The sequence below is a fragment of the Pseudomonas sp. fls2-241-TYG-175 genome, assembly GCF_030209155.1.
Lineage (GTDB): Bacteria > Pseudomonadota > Gammaproteobacteria > Pseudomonadales > Pseudomonadaceae > Aquipseudomonas > Aquipseudomonas viridiflava.
Map to the genome: position 1 here is coordinate 192,233 of NZ_JARVSO010000004.1, position 18,239 is coordinate 210,471.

Below are 18,239 nucleotides of genomic sequence, written 5' to 3' on the forward strand. Positions count from 1 at the left end.
GGCAGATTCGCAACTCGGCAACGCTTTACAGTCGACCCAGATCGTTGACCAGCGCGAGCAACATAACGCCCACAACCAGACTGATACCGATCTGCGCCCCCCAACCTTGAACCTTTTCCGAAAGGGGACGACCACGCGCCCACTCGATCAGATAAAACAGCAAATGCCCCCCGTCCAGGACGGGAATGGGCAGCAAATTCAGAACCCCGAGGCTTATGCTCAGATAAGCGAGGAAGTTCAGAAAGTCTCCGATACCCGACTGGGCCGAAGCGCCCGCCACTTTAGCAATGGTTATCGGTCCACTCAAGTTTTTTACCGAGAGCTCACCGAACAACATTTTCTTGAGTGAATCCAGCGTCAGCACGCTCATGGTCCAGGTACGCTTCACGCCCTCCGCCATGGCGGCGAAAGGACCGTAGCTGACCTCGCGGACCATTTCGGCTGGCCAGTCTACACCTTTGACGCCTGCACCCAGGTAACCGGCTGCCGCCTGACCTTCGCCACGCGCAGCCAGAGTGACAGGAATATCGAGTTGCGCACCATCACGCTCGATACGCAACGAAACCTTTGCCCCCGGACGCTCACGCACCCAGTCGACGACCTGCTGCCACTCATTGAGCGGCTGACCATCCACCGAGATCAGACGATCTCCCATTCTGAGACCCGCTGCCTGAGCGGGTCCCTTCGGATCAAGCTCTTCCAGCACCGGCGGCAAGGCAGGTCGCCATGGGCGAATACCCAGGGACTTGATCGGATCGGGCTCTTCCGCACCTTTCAACCAGTTATCCAGAACCAGCTCGCGGGAAGTATCGGCCGTGGAGCCAGGCTCCCGAAGAGTGACAGCGATCGTGCCGCTTTCGCCCAGCCGACGTACCAGCTGCAGATTGACCGCGGACCAACCCGAAACAGGCTCGCCGTCGATGGACATGATTTCCTGCCCTGCTGCCAGACCGGCGTGCTGGGCGATACTTCCGGCTTCAACTGCGCCGATCACAGGACGAACCTGCTGGGTGCCCAGCATCGCCAGGACCCAGAAGAACGCAATGGCCAGAAGGAAATTGGCAACAGGACCTGCCGCGACGATGGCGAAACGCTGATACACCGTCTTGCGGTTGAAGGACTGGTCGGCGAGCTCGGGCGGAACATTGCCTTCGCGCTCATCGAGCATCTTCACATAGCCGCCCAGAGGAATGGCCGCAACGACGTACTCGGTGCCCTGACGGTCGTGCCAGCGCACCAGCGGCGTGCCGAAGCCTACGGAAAACCGCAGAACCTTCACGCCACAGCGCCGCGCCACCCAGAAGTGACCGAACTCGTGAAAAGTGACCAGCACGCCCAGCGCAACCAGGGTGCCGACAATCATGTATAACGCACTCATCGACTTTCTCCGGGTACCGACTCATCGGCAAGTGTGTTTATCATCGCAGACCTTGGGACCTGCACGTGACGCACCACATCAATCCCTTCACTGATTCCTGCAGCTTCAACGACCGTGTCGTTCCAGCCACTGAGTGGCAAGCATTCGAGCCCGGCCATCTGCTGCGAATACCGCTTCGAGGTCTTCGACCTGAATGGCCGGCTCGAGATTCAACACATCCTCGATGATAGCGGCGATCTCCAGATAACGAATACGCCCGTCCAGAAACGCAGCCACCGCAACTTCGTTCGCCGCATTGAGCATCGCGGGAGCACTGCCGCCCGCCTCCGCCGCCTGACGAGCCAGTCGCAGGCACGGAAAACGCTCTTCATCGGGCTCCTGAAAGTCCAGTTGGCCGATGCGAAACAGATCCAGCGGCGCCACACCCGATTCTACACGCGCAGGCCAGGCCAGCGCATTGGCGATTGGCGTACGCATGTCAGGATTGCCAAGCTGGGCGAGCACCGAGCCGTCCACGTAGTCCACCAGCGAGTGGATCACACTCTGCGGATGAATCACGACTTCCACCTGAGAAGGACGAGCATCGAACAGCCAGCAGGCCTCGATGAGCTCAAGCCCCTTGTTCATCATGGTGGCGGAGTCGACGGAAATCTTGCGTCCCATGGACCACACCGGATGGGCGCACGCCTGATCGGGTGTCACATGGTGCAGTTGATCCAGAGGCGTCTGACGAAACGGGCCGCCCGAGGCAGTCAGCATGATGCGCCTGACACCGACCGCACCCAGACCGCGTGCAAAGTCCGCAGGCAGGCACTGAAAGATCGCATTGTGTTCGCTGTCGATGGGCAGCAGGACCGCTCCGCTGTGACGGACCGCCTGCATGAACAGCGCGCCGGACATGACCAGCGCCTCCTTGTTGGCCAGCAGCACCTTCTTGCCCGCCTCGACAGCCGCCAGTGTCGGGCGCAGACCTGCTGCACCGACAATGGCTGCCATGACCGCATCGACCTGAGGGTGAGCCGACACCTGGCAAAGCCCCTCCTCGCCCACCAGCACACGGGTATCGAGCCCGGCAGCAGCGAGATCATCCTGCAGCTTGCGCGCAGCAGCCTGCTCGGGCACCACGGCAAATTGCGGCGTATGCCTGATGCACAACGCCAGCAGCTCGCTCAGACGCGTGAAACCCGTCAGGGCAAACACCTGATAAAGCGAAGGATGACGAGCAACCACATCCAGCGTACTCAACCCGATGGAGCCGGTCGCACCCAGAACAGTGATCTGTTGCACACGACTCACATGACACCCCAGTCAGCAGCCCAGAGCAGCACTGCAAACACCGGGATGGCCGCGGTCAGACTGTCGATACGGTCCAGCACGCCGCCGTGACCCGGAAGCAGGTTGCTGCTGTCCTTCACGCCCGACTGACGCTTGAACATGCTCTCGGTCAGATCACCGATCACCGAAATGAACACCACAACGGCAGCGCCCAGCAGACCGCCAACGAACTGAGCGACCGTCCAGTCGCGGGAAATGCCTACTGCCGCTGTGATACCAAGACTGACTGCCAGGCCACCGTATACGCCTTCCCAGCTTTTACCCGGACTCACCTTGGGTGCCAGCTTGCGCTTGCCGAATGCCTTGCCCGAGAAATAGGCGCCGATATCGGCCGCCCATACCAGAACCATTACTGCAAGAATCAACCAATTGCCCAGCGGCCACTGTTTGATCAAGACCAACCCCTGCCAAGCAGGCAGCAGGATGAGAAGACCGATTACCAGCTTGCAGGCGGCACTGGCCCAGTGCTCGCTGGAGTCAGGGTAGGTCAGCACCAGGAATGTGGCTAACGCCCACCAGATGACAGCAGCAACCAGAACCCAGGGCTCAAGCCCAGGCAGCAGGTACATGAGAAAAAGCAGCACAGCCACCACGGCGGCGTAGCCGACGCGCATCGACTGAGCGGCAAAGCCTGCAAGTCGAGCCCATTCCCATGCGCCCAGCACGACCACGAAACCGATGAACAGCGCGAAGTACGCACCGGTCAGCAGAAAAAAGCCGCAAAGGGCGATCGGCAACAGAATGAGTGCCGTGATGATTCGTTGTTTCAGCATTAAGCCCGGGCTCCAGCTTCTACCTGTTCGCTCGTTTTACCGAAGCGACGTTGGCGGGAAGCGAAATCAGCCAGCGCAGCGCGCATGGCATCGTGTTTGAAGTCCGGCCAGAACAGGTCGGAGAAATACAGCTCGGCATACGCCAGCTGCCAAAGCAGAAAATTGCTGATGCGGTGTTCGCCGCCCGTGCGAATACACAGGTCCGGCAAAGGCAGATCGCCTGTCGCCAGGCAGGTCTGCAACAAATCCGGCGTGATGTCTTCCGGCTGCAGGTGACCAGCCTGAACTTCACGCGCCAGACGTTGAGCGGCCTGAGCTATATCCCACTGTCCGCCATAGTTGGCGGCGATCTGAAGAACAAAGCGGCTGTTACCGGCCGTCCGCAACTCCGCCTCACGCATTGCTGCCTGAAGCTCGGGATGAAAGCGCGAGCGATCGCCGATGATTCGCAGACTGATCTCGTTTTCGTTCAGGCGCTTGGTCTCACGGCGTAACGCCGTGAAGAACAGCTCCATCAGCGCCCCAACCTCATCGGCCGGACGCTGCCAGTTTTCACTGGAGAACGCGAACAGTGTCAGCACCTCGACCTTGGCTTCCGCACAGACCTCGATAACGGCACGCACGGCATCAACGCCCGCCTTGTGACCGGCAACACCCGGCAACAGGCGTTTCTTGGCCCAGCGATTATTGCCATCCATGATGATCGCAACGTGGCGCGGCACCGATGACGGCCCGGTCGGTTTTGTCTTTTCCATTAAAGCGCCCCGAACCTTATACGGCCATCAGGTCTGCTTCTTTTGTCTTGGTTGCAGCATCGATATCCGCTTCAGCCTTGTCGGTCAGCTTCTGGATATCGGCAGCGGCACGACGCTCTTCGTCTTCGCTGATTTCCTTATCCTTGACCAGCTTTTTCAGATCACCCAGCGCATCGCGGCGAATGTTGCGCACGGCAACGCGAGCATCTTCAGCAGCGCTGCGCGCCTGCTTGGTGAAGCCCTTGCGGGTCTCCTCGGTCAGGGCCGGCATGGAGATCAGCAGCATCTCACCGAGGTTGGTCGGATTGAGATTCAGACCCGCGCTCTGGATCGCCTTGTCGACGGCTGCCAGCATGTTGCGCTCGAAAGCCACGACCTGCAGGGTACGAGAGTCTTTCACAGTAACGTTGGCCACACCACTCAACGGGGTGTCGGCGCCGTAGTAAGGCACCATCACGCTACCCAGGATACTCGGGTGGGCCTTGCCGGTACGAATCTGGCCAAAGGCATGGCTCAGGGATTCGAGCGATTTCTGCATGCGCGCCTGAGCATCTTTCTTGATTTCGTTGATCATTGTTGAACTTCCTCGATCAGGGTTCCTTCGGCGCCACCGTGGACAATATTCAGGAGGGCACCGGGTTTGTTCATATTGAAAACGCGCAACGGCATCTTGTGGTCGCGGCACAGGCAGATTGCGGTGAGATCCATGACGCCCAGCTTTCGATCCAGCACTTCATCATAAGAGAGACGATCGAACTTCTCGGCATTGGGGTCTTTGAACGGATCTGCGGTATATACGCCGTCAACCTTGGTTGCCTTGAGCACCACGTCAGCGTCGATTTCGATAGCACGCAGACAAGCGGCCGAATCTGTCGTGAAGAACGGATTACCCGTACCCGCAGCGAAGATCACCACTTCCTTGGCGCTCAGGTGACGCATGGCCTTGCGGCGATCGTAATGATCCGTCACACCGACCATCGAGATGGCGGACATCACGATAGCAGTAATGTTAGCCCGCTCCAGCGCGTCGCGCATGGCCAGCGCGTTCATCACAGTGGCCAGCATGCCCATGTGATCGCCAGTGACGCGGTCCATGCCGGCAGCACTCAGTGCCGCGCCACGGAACAGGTTGCCCCCGCCAATGACCAGCCCGACCTGAACGCCAATACCGACCAGCTGGCCGACTTCCAGCGCCATGCGATCCAGCACCTTGGGGTCGATGCCGAACTCTTCCGACCCCATCAGGGCCTCGCCGCTGAGCTTGAGTAGAATGCGTTTATAGCGAGCCTGATAACCACTGCCCTGCTGAGCCATTGCGAATCTCTCCTGCGGCGTTTTCTGAAAAAAATCTGTGCGGGCTATATAGAGCCTGCGCTTACTCTAGCCTGACGCTCCGTGAGCGTCGGGAGAATGCAGCCTTGTGAGCCGATTCTCAAAGGAAATTATTCCTTTTCTCTTTCGACAAAGAGGCCGCACGCGTGAGCGGGCAGCCTCTTTGGGGCGACGTATGGAAAACCGTCTTACTTCTTGCTTGCAGCTACCTGGGCAGCTACTTCTTCAGCGAAGTTGTCGACTGGCTTCTCGATGCCTTCGCCTACCTTGTAGTAGGTGAACGATACGATTTCAGCGCCAGCTTTCTTCGCCAGAGCACCCACGGTCAGCTCAGGGTTCTTGACGAACGCCTGCTCTACCAGGCTTGCTTCAGCCAGGAACTTGGAGATACGACCGGCAACCATCTTCTCGACGATTTCATCAGGCTTGCCTTTGATCTTGTCTTCGTTCAGTTGCAGGAAGACGCCCTTCTCGCGCTCGATCGCTTCGGCCGAAACTTCCGAAGGCAGCAGGAATTCAGGGTTGCTGGCAGCAACGTGCATCGCGATGTCTTTGGCCAGTTCAGCGTCGCCGCCTTTCAGGACAACCACAACGCCGATCTTGTTACCGTGCAGGTAAGCATTGACCACGTCGCCTTCGATACGCGCCAGACGACGGATGTTGACGTTCTCACCAACCTTGGCAACCAGAGCGGTACGCTCGACTTCCTGAGCTTCGATCAGCGGAGCTGCGTCGGTCAGTTTGTCAGCGAATGCCTTCTCGATGCTGCTGGTCACGAAGTTCTTGAAGTCGTCCTGCAGAGCCAGGAAGTCGGTCTGCGAGTTCACTTCGATGATGACAGCGGACTTGTTGTCTTCAGCAACCTTGACAGCAATGGCGCCTTCAGCAGCAACGTTGCCTGCTTTCTTGGCGGCCTTGATCGCGCCGGAAGCACGCATGTCGTCGATTGCCTTTTCGATGTCGCCGCCAGCCTTGGTCAAGGCCTTTTTGCAATCCATCATGCCTTCGCCGGTACGCTCGCGCAGTTCTTTGACCAACGCTGCAGTAATCTCTGCCATTTCAAAATCCTCTTGGATAGGTCTTCAACCATTCCACCCGACTGAACGGGCGTGCAATTCTTGAAAATTCAGGGTGGCAGCGGCACATGACACTAAATCCATGCTCGCCCACCAACAAATCATTTCCTAGGTGGCAAAAAGGGGGCTAAGCCCCCTTTTCGCGTACTGAGTAAACGCCAGGCGTTTTTACTCAGCCTTCTACAGCTGCTGCAGCTGGAGCTTCTTCGACGAATACGTCGGTGCCGCCAGCAACATTGTTACGACCACGGATTACAGCGTCAGCCATCGAACCCATGTACAGCTGGATGGCGCGGATTGCGTCATCGTTGCCCGGGATGATGTAGTCAACGCCTTCAGGGCTGCTGTTGGTATCGACAACGCCGATGACCGGGATGCCCAGCTTGTTGGCTTCGGTGATCGCGATGCGCTCGTGATCAACGTCGATAACGAACAGAGCGTCTGGCAGACCGCCCATGTCCTTGATACCACCCAGGCTGCGATCCAGTTTTTCCAGATCACGGGTGCGCATCAGGGCTTCTTTCTTGGTCAGCTTGGCGAAAGTACCGTCTTCTGCCTGTACTTCCAGCTCGCGCAGACGCTTGATCGACTGACGGATGGTCTTGAAGTTGGTCAGCATGCCGCCCAACCAGCGATGGTCGACGTACGGCGAACCGCAACGTGCTGCTTCTTCAGCGACGATCTTGCCAGCGGAACGCTTGGTGCCGACGAATAGAATCTTGTTTTTGCCCGACGCCAGGCGCTCAACGAAAGTCAGAGCTTCGTTGAACATCGGCAGGGTTTTTTCAAGGTTGATGATGTGAATCTTGTTACGCGCACCGAAAATGTATTTACCCATTTTCGGGTTCCAGTAACGGGTTTGGTGACCGAAGTGGACGCCGCACTTCAGCATATCGCGCATGGTGACTTGGGACATGATAGTTCCTTGATAAGTCGGGTTAGGCCTCCACGTATCCCAATGACCAACCAGTGGCATGAGCCAAAGGCACCCAGGTCATCGTGTCGACACGTGTGTGGGTTTAAGCTTTCAGGACGGACCTTGGAAAGCGGCGCATTTTATATCACAAAAGGAAAGAGAACGGAACTCCAATCAAGTGCTTGTTTCGCCACGTCTTTGCCGCCGTCTCGCGTGCATATAAAGGAAGCGATGATCACTCGCCGCGCGGCGGTCTGGTAGAATCGCGCCTTTGCGCACAGAACGCGCACACGACATGCCGAGAGACCCTGTATGACTATTACCCTCAAAACCCCGGAAGACATCGAAAAGATGCGCATTGCCGGCCGTCTGGCCGCCGAGGTCCTGGAAATGATCGGCCCTCACGTCAAGCCCGGTGTCACTACTGAAGAGCTGGATCGCCTCTGCCACGACTATATCGTCAACGAGCAACAGGCCATCCCCGCCCCGCTGAACTACAAGGGCTTCCCCAAGTCGATCTGCACCTCGATCAATCAGGTGGTCTGCCACGGTATTCCCGGTGAAAAGCCGCTCAAGAACGGCGACACCCTGAACATCGACGTCACGGTCATCAAGGATGGCTATCACGGCGACACCAGCAAGATGTTTCATGTAGGCACCGTACCGGTATGGGCCGAGCGCCTCTCGCAGGTCACTCAGGAGTGCCTGTACAAGGCCATCGAGATCGTGCGCCCGGGCACCAAACTGGGTGACATCGGCGCAGTCATTCAGAAACACGCGGAAAAGAACGGCTTTTCGGTGGTTCGCGAGTTCTGCGGCCACGGCATCGGCAAGGTGTTTCATGAAGAGCCGCAGGTCATGCACTTCGGCGAAGCGGGCACCGGCATCGAGTTGCTTGAAGGCATGACCTTCACCATCGAGCCGATGATCAATCAGGGCAAGGCCGACACAAAAATTCTCGGCGATGGCTGGACGGCGATCACCAAGGACCGCAAGCTCTCTGCCCAGTGGGAGCACACGATTCTGGTGACTGCCGATGGATACGAGATTTTCACCCTGCGCAGCGACGACACCATCGCGCACAAATCGCCATGAGTGATCGATAGACCCGCCCAACCGTCCGACACGAGGAAACCCGCTCCATGCCGCAGGTAGATCCTGATTTGTTCGACCGCGGCCAGTTCCAGGCCGAACTGGCACTGAAGGCAAGCCCCATCGCTGCCTTCAAGAAAGTCATCCGCAACGCGCGCGACGTGCTGGACGCGCGCTTCAGGTCGGGACGCGACATTCGTCGCCTGATCGAGGATCGCGCCTGGTTCGTGGACAACATCCTGTGCCAGGCATGGGACCAGTTCGACTGGAGCGAAGACGCCGACATCGCGCTGCTGGCGGTCGGCGGTTATGGGCGGGGTGAGTTGCACCCCTATTCCGATATCGACCTGCTCATCCTGCTGGACAGCGCCGACCACGAAATCTTTCGCGAGCCCATCGAGCGGTTTCTGACCCTGCTGTGGGACATCGGCCTGGAAGTCGGACAAAGCGTGCGTTCGGTGGACGAATGCGCACAGGAAGGTCTGGCCGACCTGACCGTCATCACCAACCTGATGGAAAGCCGGACCATTGCCGGCCCCGAGCGCCTGCGCCAGCGCATGCTGGAAGTCACCAGCCCGCGCCACATGTGGCCCAGCAAGGATTTCTTTCTGGCCAAACGTGCCGAGCAGAAAAGCCGTCACCACAAATACAACGACACCGAATACAACCTTGAGCCGAACGTCAAAGGCTCGCCCGGTGGCCTGCGCGATATCCAGACCATCCTCTGGGTGGCCCGACGCCAATACGGCACCCTGAACCTGCATGCCCTGGCAGGCGAAGGCTTTCTGCTGGAGAGCGAGAACAACCTGCTGGCCTCTTCCCAGGAATTCCTGTGGAAGGTCCGCTATGCCCTGCACATGCTGGCCGGACGCTCCGAAGACCGCCTGCTGTTCGACTACCAGCGCAGCATTGCCAGCCTGCTGGGTTATGAAGACAGCGACGCCAAGCTCGCCATCGAACGCTTCATGCAGAAGTACTACCGCGTGGTCATGAGCATCGCCGAATTGAGCGACCTTATCATCCAGCACTTCGAAGAAGTCATCCTGTCGGACGACGACAGCGGTACGCCGCAGCCACTCAATTCCCGCTTCCAGCTGCACGACGGTTATATAGAAGCGACACACCCAAACGTATTCAAGCGCACCCCGTTCGCCATGATCGAGATTTTCGTGCTGATGGCCCAGCATCCGGAGATCAAGGGCGTGCGCGCCGACACCATTCGCCTGCTGCGCGAACACCGGCACCTGATCAACGACGACTTCCGCAACGATATTCGCAACACCAGCCTGTTCATCGAGCTGTTCAAGTGCGAAATCGGCATTCACCGCAATCTGCGTCGCATGAACCGCTACGGCATTCTGGGCCTGTACCTGCCGGAGTTCGGCCACATTGTCGGCCAGATGCAGCACGACCTGTTCCACATCTATACCGTCGATGCGCACACGCTGAACCTGATCAAGCACCTGCGCAAACTGCAGTACACCGAGGTGTCGGAGAAATTTCCGCTGGCCAGCAAGATCATGGGCCGCCTGCCAAAACCCGAACTGATCTACCTGGCCGGGCTGTATCACGACATCGGCAAGGGCCGTGGCGGCGATCACTCCGAACTGGGCGCGGTGGATGCCGAAGCCTTCGGCGTGCGTCACCACTTGCCGAACTGGGACACCCGCCTGATCGTCTGGCTGGTGAGCCATCACCTGGTGATGTCGACCACCGCGCAGCGCAAGGACTTGTCCGACCCGCAGGTCATCCACGATTTTGCCCAGTTCGTAGGCGACGAAGTACATCTGGACTATCTGTACGTGCTGACTGTCGCCGATATCAATGCGACCAATCCCACACTCTGGAACTCGTGGCGTGCCAGCCTGCTGCGCCAGCTGTACACCGAGACCAAACGTGCGCTGCGCCGTGGCCTCGAGAACCCGGTCGATCGCGAGGAACAGATCCGTCGCACGCAGATTGCAGCACTGGACATTCTGGTGCGCAACGGCACTGACCCCGATGACGTCGAGCAACTCTGGTCGGCACTGGGTGATGACTACTTCCTGCGCCATACCGCAGGCGACGTGGCCTGGCACAGCGATGCCATCCTGCAGCAACCCGCCGATGGCGGCCCGCTGGTGCTGATCAAGGAAACCACGCAGCGGGAATTCGAAGGCGGCACGCAGATCTTCATCTACGCACCGGACCAGCATGACTTCTTCGCCGTGACCGTGGCAGCGATGGATCAGTTGAACCTGAACATTCACGACGCACGCATTATTACCTCCAGCAGCAAGTTCACACTCGACACCTACATTGTGCTGGACAACGAAGGCGGTTCGATCGGCGACAATCCGGTACGCGTTCAGGAAATCCGTGAGGGCCTGACCGAAGCACTGCGCAATCCGGATGACTACCCGACCATCATCAAGCGGCGTGTGCCCAGGCAGCTCAAGCATTTCGCCTTTGCACCGCAGGTCACGATTCACAACGATGCACAGCGTCCGGTCACCGTGCTCGAACTGCTGGCCCCGGATCGTCCGGGCCTGCTGGCGCGCATCGGCAAGATTTTCCTGGAGTTCGACCTGTCGCTACAGAATGCCAAGATTGCGACACTGGGTGAGCGGGTGGAGGACGTGTTCTTTATCACGGATGCCGACAATCATCCGCTGTCCGATCCGCAACTGTGCAGCCGATTGCAGGAGGCGATCATCAAGCAACTGAGTGTCAATTCGCAGCCCAGCGGCGAGATGCGGCTCAGTATTTAACCTTCGACGCAGTCCTTGAGAGCCTTTACCTCATGAACAACGCCATGCAACTGCTTCAACCTTACCCGTTCGAGAAGCTCCGTGCCCTGCTCGGCGGCGTGACGCCCAACCCGGAAAAGCGTCCGGTTGCGCTGTCCATTGGTGAGCCCAAGCATCGCTCTCCCGATTTTGTCGCCAAAACCCTGGCCGACAACCTGGACCAGATGGCGGTCTATCCGACCACGCTCGGCATTCCGGCACTGCGCGAGGCGATTGCGGGCTGGTGCACGCGCAGGTTCGACCTGCCTGAAGGCTGGATGGACCCGGCGCGCAACGTTCTGCCGGTCAACGGCACTCGCGAGGCGCTGTTTGCCTTCACTCAGACCGTGGTCAACCGCAGCGACGATGGACTGGTCATCAGCCCAAACCCGTTCTATCAGATTTACGAAGGCGCAGCCTTTCTGGCGGGCGCACAGCCTTACTACCTGCCGTGCCTGAGCGAAAACGGTTTCAACCCGGATTTCGATGCGGTGACGCCGGATATATGGAAGCGCTGCCAGATTCTGTTTCTGTGCTCGCCGGGCAACCCGACCGGTGCATTGATTCCGGTGGACACCCTTAAGAAGCTGATCGCCCTGGCTGACGAACACGACTTCGTGATCGCCGCCGACGAATGCTACAGCGAACTGTACTTCGACGAGCAGACGCCGCCACCCGGTCTGCTCAGCGCCTGCGTGGAACTGGGTCGCAAGGATTTCAAACGCTGTGTGGTGTTCCACAGCCTGTCCAAGCGCTCCAACCTGCCAGGCCTGCGCTCGGGCTTCGTGGCGGGCGATGCGGACATTCTCAAGGCATTTCTGCTGTATCGCACCTACCACGGCTGCGCCATGCCGGTTCAAACCCAACTGGCCAGCATCGCAGCCTGGAACGACGAAGCGCATGTTCGTGCGAACCGCGACCTGTACCGTGAGAAGTTCGATGCCGTGCTGGACATCCTCGCACCCGTGCTGGATGTACAGCGCCCGGACGGCGGCTTCTATCTGTGGCCGAACGTCGGCACCGACGACGCTGCCTTTTGCCGCGACCTGTTCGTCGACCAGCATGTGACCGTTGTGCCCGGCTCGTACCTCTCGCGTGAAGTCGACGGCGTCAATCCGGGCGCCGGCAGGGTTCGTCTGGCGCTGGTTGCGCCGCTGGCCGAATGCATCGAGGCCGCCGAACGCATTCGTGATTTCGTGCGCAAATAAGCCAGCCACTGCGTCGCGCGCAATGCGCGGCGCAGTATTTACCTAATACCTGTACCGCCTTTCAGCTGTTTATCTTCGTGGTCCATTTATTACGCATCCCGACACGGATGCGCCTCACACGAAGATGACCCACATGATCGAATCACAGACCCGAGAAAACCTGCCACTGCTCTGTTCGATGCGCGACGCAGAGGACTATCAGGCGTCCTACGAGACAGCCATTCGCGAAAACCCGGCCAACGCTTCCATCACACCGACCTACGAATCGGAAACGGGTTACGCCTCGGACGTCACCGAGCGCGAACCACGCATTCTGGTTGCTTTCAACAAGTACTGGGCGCGTGGCAGAACCCTGAAGATCGAATTCCTCAAGAATCCACCCGCCCCGCTGACTCAGCCAATCATCGATGCAGCTCGCAAGTGGCTGCCGCACGTGAACCTGAAGTTCGAATTCGTCACCAGCGGCCCCAGCGACATTCGTATCGGTCTCAACACCCACCTGAACTGGAGCGAGCTGGGCACCGACGCCCTGCTGGTCGCGCAGGACAAGGCCACGATGGAATTCAATGTCGGGGAAATATTCGAAAGCGATCTACGGCCAAAAGCCGAACTGGAACGCATCGTCCTGCACGAGTTCGGACATGCGCTGGGCGCCGTTCATGAGCATCAGCATCCGGATGCGAGGATTCCGTGGAACGAACCGGTGTTGCGTCGCCTGCTGGCACAGGCAGGCTACAGCGATGAACTGGTGGCCAGAAATTTTCTCGATCAATACGAAGCGGCTGACTTTCACTATTCAGCCTATGACAAGGATTCGATCATGCACTTCGATGTTCCGAACGGCCTGACACTGGGCGATTTCGAAATCATCAATACCGGCAAGACACTGAGTGCAAAAGACATCGAGTTCATGCAGTCGATCTACCCTGACCGCAGCAATTCGAAATTTGAAAAGCCGTAACACAGCCTGACTCTGAGCTGATTGGCGCGTCGCCGCTTGCCCAAGGCTTACGTGACGCGCCTTTAAGAGAACGCCTAATCCCGAACCCTCAACGTTTCAGCAATCCATCCCACAGCCCAACTGACAGGATCATGAGACCGCATCGGCAACAGCGGTTTTCCTTCCCGCGCTGCCATCCGCCCTTCTATCTCGGCCTGGCTGTGTATCCAGATTGTGTTCTGCTTGAAGCCTTCCGCGCGTTGACGTTCCCTGTAATAACGTTGTCGGATAAGCGCCGCTTCCCTCTTCTTTTCCTGTTCAGACATAACGCACCCGATCTTACATGTGGTACATCATCATTACTCTTCACCGCCCATCGCTCAAGAGTAAGACGGGTGAAATGTTCTTCACCTAAAGTGGTCAGGGCGCCTGTGCCAGACAGCCAAAGCGCTAAATGCGCTGACGTGGCATAATCACCGGCCAAAATTCACGGGAGGCAACAGGGAACATCCGGCAACGCCCGTCTCCCTGCACAATTCAATGACTTACACCCTGTTCGGCATCAAAGCCTGCGACACCATGAAAAAAGCACGTACCTGGCTCGACGAGCATTCCGTCAGCTACGATTTTCATGATTACAAGACGCAAGGCATCGACCGCGAGCACCTGACCCAGTGGTGCAATGAGCATGGCTGGCAAGTGGTGCTGAACCGGGCGGGCACGACTTTCCGCAAGCTCGACGATGCGCAGAAAGCCGATATCGACCAGCCCAAGGCCATTGAATTGATGCTCGCCCAGCCGTCCATGATCAAGCGCCCTGTGCTTGATCTGGGCGACAAGACCCTGATTGGCTTCAAACCCGATTTGTATGCAGCGGCCGTTCAGTAAGCCGGGACGCTACTGACAGCCCTTAGATAAGTTACGAGGTATTCGCATGTCCACTACCCTGTTCAGCCTGGCCTTCGGCGTTGGCACTCAAAATCGCGAAGGCGCCTGGCTGGAAGTGTTCTACGCACAGCCTGTGATCAACCCTTCGGCCGAGCTGATTGCGGCCATCGCGCCGGCGCTGGGCTACACCGGCGGCAATCAGGCGATCACGTTCAATGTTGATCAGTCCTACAAGCTGGCCGATGCCGTCAAATCGATCGACGCCACCCAGGCTGCATTGCTCAACCGTCTGGCCGAGAGCCACAAGCCGCTGGTTGCCACGCTGCTGGCTGAAGATGCGCCGCTGACGTCGACCCCTGAGGCGTACCTCAAGCTGCACCTGCTGTCCCACCGTCTGGTCAAGCCGCACGGCCTGAACCTGACCGGCATTTTCCCGTTGTTGCCGAACGTGGCCTGGACCAGCCAGGGCGCTGTGGACCTGAGCGAACTGGCCGAGCGTCAGTTGGAAGCCCGCCTGAAAGGCGAACTGCTGGAAGTGTTCTCGGTGGACAAGTTCCCGAAAATGACCGACTACGTCGTGCCGAGCGGCGTTCGTATCGCTGACAGCGCACGTGTACGCCTGGGCGCCTACGTCGGCGAAGGCACTACCGTGATGCATGAAGGTTTCGTCAACTTCAACGGCGGCACCGAAGGTCCGGGCATGATCGAAGGTCGTGTGTCGGCTGGCGTCTTCGTCGGCAAGGGTTCCGACCTGGGCGGCGGCTGCTCCACCATGGGCACCCTGTCCGGCGGCGGCAACATTGTCATCAAGGTCGGCGAAGGCTGCCTGATCGGCGCCAACGCAGGTATCGGTATTCCGTTGGGCGATCGCAACACCGTGGAATCGGGTCTGTACGTGACGGCCGGTACCAAGGTTGCCCTGCTCGACGAGAACAACGAGCTGGTCAAAATCGTCAAGGCGCGTGAGCTGGCCGGTCAGAACGACCTGCTGTTTCGTCGCAACTCGCAGACCGGCGCTGTGGAATGCAAGACCCACAAGTCGGCCATTGAGCTGAACGAAGCCCTGCACGCTCACAACTGATGCCGTGTGCGGGTTCGGAACGCCGCGTTCCGAACCCGCTTCACCCAGCCGGATGAATCATGCCCCTCCTTTCCCCCTGGCGCGCTGACTTTCCTGCCATCGCCGCCCTGCAACGGCAAGGCCAGACCTATCTGGACAATGCCGCCACCACGCAAAAACCCCAGGCATTGATCGATGCCCTGACTCATTACTACGCCAACGGTGCCGCCAATGTGCATCGTGCGCAGCATCTGCCCGGCGCACACGCCACCCAGGCATTCGAAGACAGCCGCAGCAAGACGGCCCACTGGCTCAATGCGGGCGACTCGGGACAGATCATTTTTACCCACGGCGCGACCTCGGCGCTGAACCTGCTCGCTTACGGTCTGGCACACGAGTTCGCGGCGGGTGACGAAATTGTCATCAGTGCGCTGGAACATCACGCCAACCTGCTGCCCTGGCAGCAACTGACGCAACGCCTGGACCTCAAGCTGGTGGTTCTGCCGCTGGACACCAACGGGGTCATCGACTGCGTGGCCGCCGCTCACCTGATCGGGTCCCGCACGCGGCTGCTGGCGATCAGTCAGCTGTCCAATGTGCTCGGCACCTGGCAGCCACTGCAGCGGCTCATTACACTAGCCAAGGCACAGGGCGCCCTGACGGTCGTGGACGGTTCACAAGGCGTGGTCCATGGAAGCCATGACGTTCAGGCGCTGGGCTGCGACTTCTATGTGTTTTCGAGCCACAAGTTGTACGGCCCCGAAGGCCTCGGCGTGCTGTTCGGCCGCAACGACGCGCTGCCCAGCCTCGCGCACTGGCAGTACGGCGGCGAGATGGTGTTGACCGCCGATTATCATCATTCGAAGTTTCGCCCTGCCCCGCTGGGTTTCGAAGCCGGTACGCCGCCTATCGCCAGTGTGATCGGCCTCGGTGCGACGCTGGACTACCTCGACAGCCTGGACCATCAGGCGGTGGCAGAACATGAACTCAAACTGCATCGCCGCCTGCTCGAAGGTCTGCAACAACGTGACGGCATTCAAGTGCTCGGTTCCCCGGACCTGGCGCTGGTCAGCTTCGTGGTCGAAGGCGTGCACAATGCCGATCTGGCGCACCTGCTGACCGAACAGGGCATTGCCGTGCGTGCTGGTCATCACTGCGCCATGCCGTTGCTCAAGAGCCTGGGGCTGCCGGGCGCCATCCGGGCTTCGCTGGCGCTGTACAACGACTCCGATGACCTTGTTCATTTTTTCAATGCACTGGATCAGGCACTGGAGCTGCTCAGATGAGTCTTCCTCCGCTTGCCCGGACCGCACTCGATATCTTCAGCCAGCAGCAAGGCTGGGAGCAACGCGCGCGCCTGCTGATGCAGTGGGGCGACCAACTGCCGCCGTTGAGCGATGACGAAAAATCGGATGAGCATCTGGTGCATGGCTGTGAAAGCAGGGTCTGGTTGAACGGCGATGTCGACGCAGGACACTGGCAGTTCCGCGCCAGCAGCGATGCGCGCCTGATACGCGGTCTGGTTGCTCTGCTGCTGGCAAGAGTGAACGGCCTTTCGGCAGAGCAACTGCAGGCTGTTGACTTGCCGGACTGGTTCAGTCAGTTGGGGTTGAGCCGCCAGCTGTCACCCTCGCGCAGCAACGGCCTGAACGCCGTACTGCAGAAGATGCGAACGCTTACTCAAGCCTGATCGGAAACTGCCGCGGCAGGTTTGACCCGCTCTGAAGGGCGTCGTGTGCCCGCCACCAGCTTGTCGACCGCGCGCGTGGCGGCAATCATGCCGAACGATGCGGTGACCATCATCACTGCGCCAAAGCCGCCCGCGCAGTCCAGCTTGACCCCTTCGCCGACAAACTTCTTCTCAAGGCAAATGCTGCCATCCGGCTTCGGATAACGCAGTTGCTCGGTGGAGAACACGCACGGAACGCTGTAGTGGCGGTTCGGGGTTCGCGAAAAGCCATAGTCGCGGCGCAGGGTCGAACGCACCTTGGAAGCCAGCGGATCATTGAAGGTACGGTTCAGGTCGGCGATCTGGATCAGCGTCGGATCGATCTGCCCGCCTGCGCCACCGGTGGTGACCATCTGGATCTTGCGCCGTTTGCACCAGGAGATCAGCGCCGCCTTGGCGTTGACGCTGTCGATGCAATCGATGACGAAATCCAGCTCCGGCGTGATGCACTCGGCCATGGTATCGCGGGTCACGAAGTCAGCCACCGCATGCACCACGCAGTCTGGGTTGATGGATCGAATACGCTCGGCCATCACCTCGACCTTCGCACGACCCACGGTGCTGTCCAGCGCATGCAACTGGCGATTGGTGTTGCTCACGCAGACATCGTCCATGTCGAACAGCGAAATCTCGCCCACACCGCTGCGCGCCAGCGCTTCCGCCGCCCACGACCCCACGCCGCCGATACCGACCACCGCCACGTGCGCGGCACGCAGACGCTCCAGCCCCTCGATGCCGTACAACCGGGCGATGCCTGCGAAACGTGGATCTTCTGCGCTCATGACCAATACCTCAAAAACCGGCGCGCATTATAGGGGTTTGCGGGCCTGGCGCCACCTTCAACATCCCGGACGGTGATCAGCAAAAAGCTGCCTGAATCAAACAGACTAAAAAGTTACGCCGCCTCAACAAAATCTTCTGAATGCGAAAAACGACTTCACCTGTAAACCGCTAAAGTTAACCCAAGGACATGGAAACGCCGCATCAAT

The 18,239-nt window shown here is 59.1% G+C and carries 18 protein-coding genes; 8 read left to right on the forward strand and 10 right to left on the reverse strand.

Annotation, left to right across the window (positions count from 1 at the left end):
- Nucleotides 1-25 precede the first annotated feature (25 nt).
- The 8 genes from rseP to rpsB form a co-directional block, all read right to left on the reverse strand.
- Nucleotides 26-1,378 (reverse strand): sigma E protease regulator RseP, encoded by a 1,353-nt coding sequence (rseP, locus tag QRN20_RS04580; RefSeq protein ID WP_096766609.1) that lies wholly within the window; start codon nucleotides 1,376-1,378, stop codon nucleotides 26-28.
- Nucleotides 1,379-1,483: 105 nt separating this feature from the next.
- Nucleotides 1,484-2,674 carry a 1-deoxy-D-xylulose-5-phosphate reductoisomerase gene (ispC, locus tag QRN20_RS04585; protein WP_043305389.1) on the reverse strand — a complete coding sequence of 397 codons (1,191 nt, stop codon included), beginning with the start codon at nucleotides 2,672-2,674 and terminating at the stop codon, nucleotides 1,484-1,486.
- Nucleotides 2,671-3,486 (reverse strand): phosphatidate cytidylyltransferase, encoded by an 816-nt coding sequence (locus QRN20_RS04590; RefSeq protein WP_088235802.1) that lies wholly within the window; start codon nucleotides 3,484-3,486, stop codon nucleotides 2,671-2,673. Before QRN20_RS04590 ends, ispC begins: the two co-directional genes overlap by 4 nt.
- Complete coding sequence (uppS, locus tag QRN20_RS04595; protein WP_029241711.1) at nucleotides 3,486-4,241, reverse strand: polyprenyl diphosphate synthase; 756 nt, start codon at nucleotides 4,239-4,241, stop codon at nucleotides 3,486-3,488. The genes QRN20_RS04590 and uppS overlap by 1 nt, the downstream gene beginning before the upstream one ends.
- A gap of 16 nt (nucleotides 4,242-4,257) precedes the next feature.
- Nucleotides 4,258-4,815, reverse strand: a complete 558-nt coding sequence (gene frr / locus QRN20_RS04600; RefSeq protein ID WP_024686173.1) for a ribosome recycling factor — start codon at nucleotides 4,813-4,815, stop codon at nucleotides 4,258-4,260.
- Entirely contained in the window at nucleotides 4,812-5,555 is a 744-nt protein-coding gene (pyrH, locus tag QRN20_RS04605; protein ID WP_004879021.1) for a UMP kinase, read from the reverse strand. The genes frr and pyrH overlap by 4 nt, the downstream gene beginning before the upstream one ends.
- Before the next feature lie 206 nt (nucleotides 5,556-5,761).
- Complete coding sequence (gene tsf, locus QRN20_RS04610; RefSeq protein ID WP_058431979.1) at nucleotides 5,762-6,631, reverse strand: translation elongation factor Ts; 870 nt, start codon at nucleotides 6,629-6,631, stop codon at nucleotides 5,762-5,764.
- 190 nt (nucleotides 6,632-6,821) lie between these two features.
- Nucleotides 6,822-7,565, reverse strand: a complete 744-nt coding sequence (rpsB, locus tag QRN20_RS04615) for a 30S ribosomal protein S2 (protein ID WP_004879016.1) — start codon at nucleotides 7,563-7,565, stop codon at nucleotides 6,822-6,824.
- A 312-nt stretch (nucleotides 7,566-7,877) separates the two neighbouring features.
- Between rpsB and map the strand changes: the two genes are divergently transcribed.
- The 4 genes from map to QRN20_RS04635 all read left to right on the forward strand — a co-directional run bounded on the left by map (nucleotide 7,878) and on the right by QRN20_RS04635 (nucleotide 13,594).
- Entirely contained in the window at nucleotides 7,878-8,660 is a 783-nt protein-coding gene (gene map, locus QRN20_RS04620) for a type I methionyl aminopeptidase (RefSeq protein WP_029241713.1), read from the forward strand.
- Nucleotides 8,661-8,707: 47 nt separating this feature from the next.
- Nucleotides 8,708-11,407, forward strand: coding sequence for a [protein-PII] uridylyltransferase (locus tag QRN20_RS04625; protein WP_122606630.1), 2,700 nt, complete (start codon nucleotides 8,708-8,710; stop codon nucleotides 11,405-11,407).
- 32 nt (nucleotides 11,408-11,439) lie between these two features.
- Nucleotides 11,440-12,633, forward strand: coding sequence for a succinyldiaminopimelate transaminase (dapC, locus tag QRN20_RS04630; RefSeq protein ID WP_057408654.1), 1,194 nt, complete (start codon nucleotides 11,440-11,442; stop codon nucleotides 12,631-12,633).
- 133 nt (nucleotides 12,634-12,766) lie between these two features.
- Nucleotides 12,767-13,594, forward strand: coding sequence for a matrixin family metalloprotease (locus tag QRN20_RS04635; protein ID WP_122408773.1), 828 nt, complete (start codon nucleotides 12,767-12,769; stop codon nucleotides 13,592-13,594).
- A 74-nt stretch (nucleotides 13,595-13,668) separates the two neighbouring features.
- Here the strand turns inward: QRN20_RS04635 and QRN20_RS04640 are convergent, their stop codons facing one another.
- A complete protein-coding gene (locus QRN20_RS04640; protein WP_004879005.1) occupies nucleotides 13,669-13,899 on the reverse strand; it encodes a hypothetical protein in 231 nt (76 codons plus the stop codon).
- 214 nt (nucleotides 13,900-14,113) lie between these two features.
- Here QRN20_RS04640 and QRN20_RS04645 point away from each other — a divergent pair, with 214 nt between their 5' ends.
- Genes QRN20_RS04645 through QRN20_RS04660 form a run of 4 tightly spaced genes read left to right on the forward strand, consistent with a single transcriptional unit; the run spans nucleotide 14,114 to nucleotide 17,211 of the window.
- Complete coding sequence (locus QRN20_RS04645) at nucleotides 14,114-14,461, forward strand: ArsC family reductase (RefSeq protein ID WP_029241717.1); 348 nt, start codon at nucleotides 14,114-14,116, stop codon at nucleotides 14,459-14,461.
- A gap of 46 nt (nucleotides 14,462-14,507) precedes the next feature.
- On the forward strand, nucleotides 14,508-15,542 hold the full coding sequence (dapD, locus tag QRN20_RS04650) for a 2,3,4,5-tetrahydropyridine-2,6-dicarboxylate N-succinyltransferase (RefSeq protein ID WP_004879000.1): 1,035 nt from the start codon (nucleotides 14,508-14,510) through the stop codon (nucleotides 15,540-15,542).
- Between the two features lie 59 nt (nucleotides 15,543-15,601).
- On the forward strand, nucleotides 15,602-16,807 hold the full coding sequence (locus tag QRN20_RS04655) for an aminotransferase class V-fold PLP-dependent enzyme (RefSeq protein WP_122606632.1): 1,206 nt from the start codon (nucleotides 15,602-15,604) through the stop codon (nucleotides 16,805-16,807).
- Nucleotides 16,804-17,211 carry a SufE family protein gene (locus QRN20_RS04660; RefSeq protein WP_122434964.1) on the forward strand — a complete coding sequence of 136 codons (408 nt, stop codon included), beginning with the start codon at nucleotides 16,804-16,806 and terminating at the stop codon, nucleotides 17,209-17,211. The genes QRN20_RS04655 and QRN20_RS04660 overlap by 4 nt, the downstream gene beginning before the upstream one ends.
- On the opposite strand, the gene tcdA is transcribed toward QRN20_RS04660, so the two are convergent.
- Entirely contained in the window at nucleotides 17,202-18,032 is an 831-nt protein-coding gene (tcdA, locus tag QRN20_RS04665; protein WP_058431976.1) for a tRNA cyclic N6-threonylcarbamoyladenosine(37) synthase TcdA, read from the reverse strand. The two genes, QRN20_RS04660 and tcdA, sit on opposite strands and share 10 nt — an antisense overlap.
- Nucleotides 18,033-18,239: the final 207 nt, after the last annotated feature.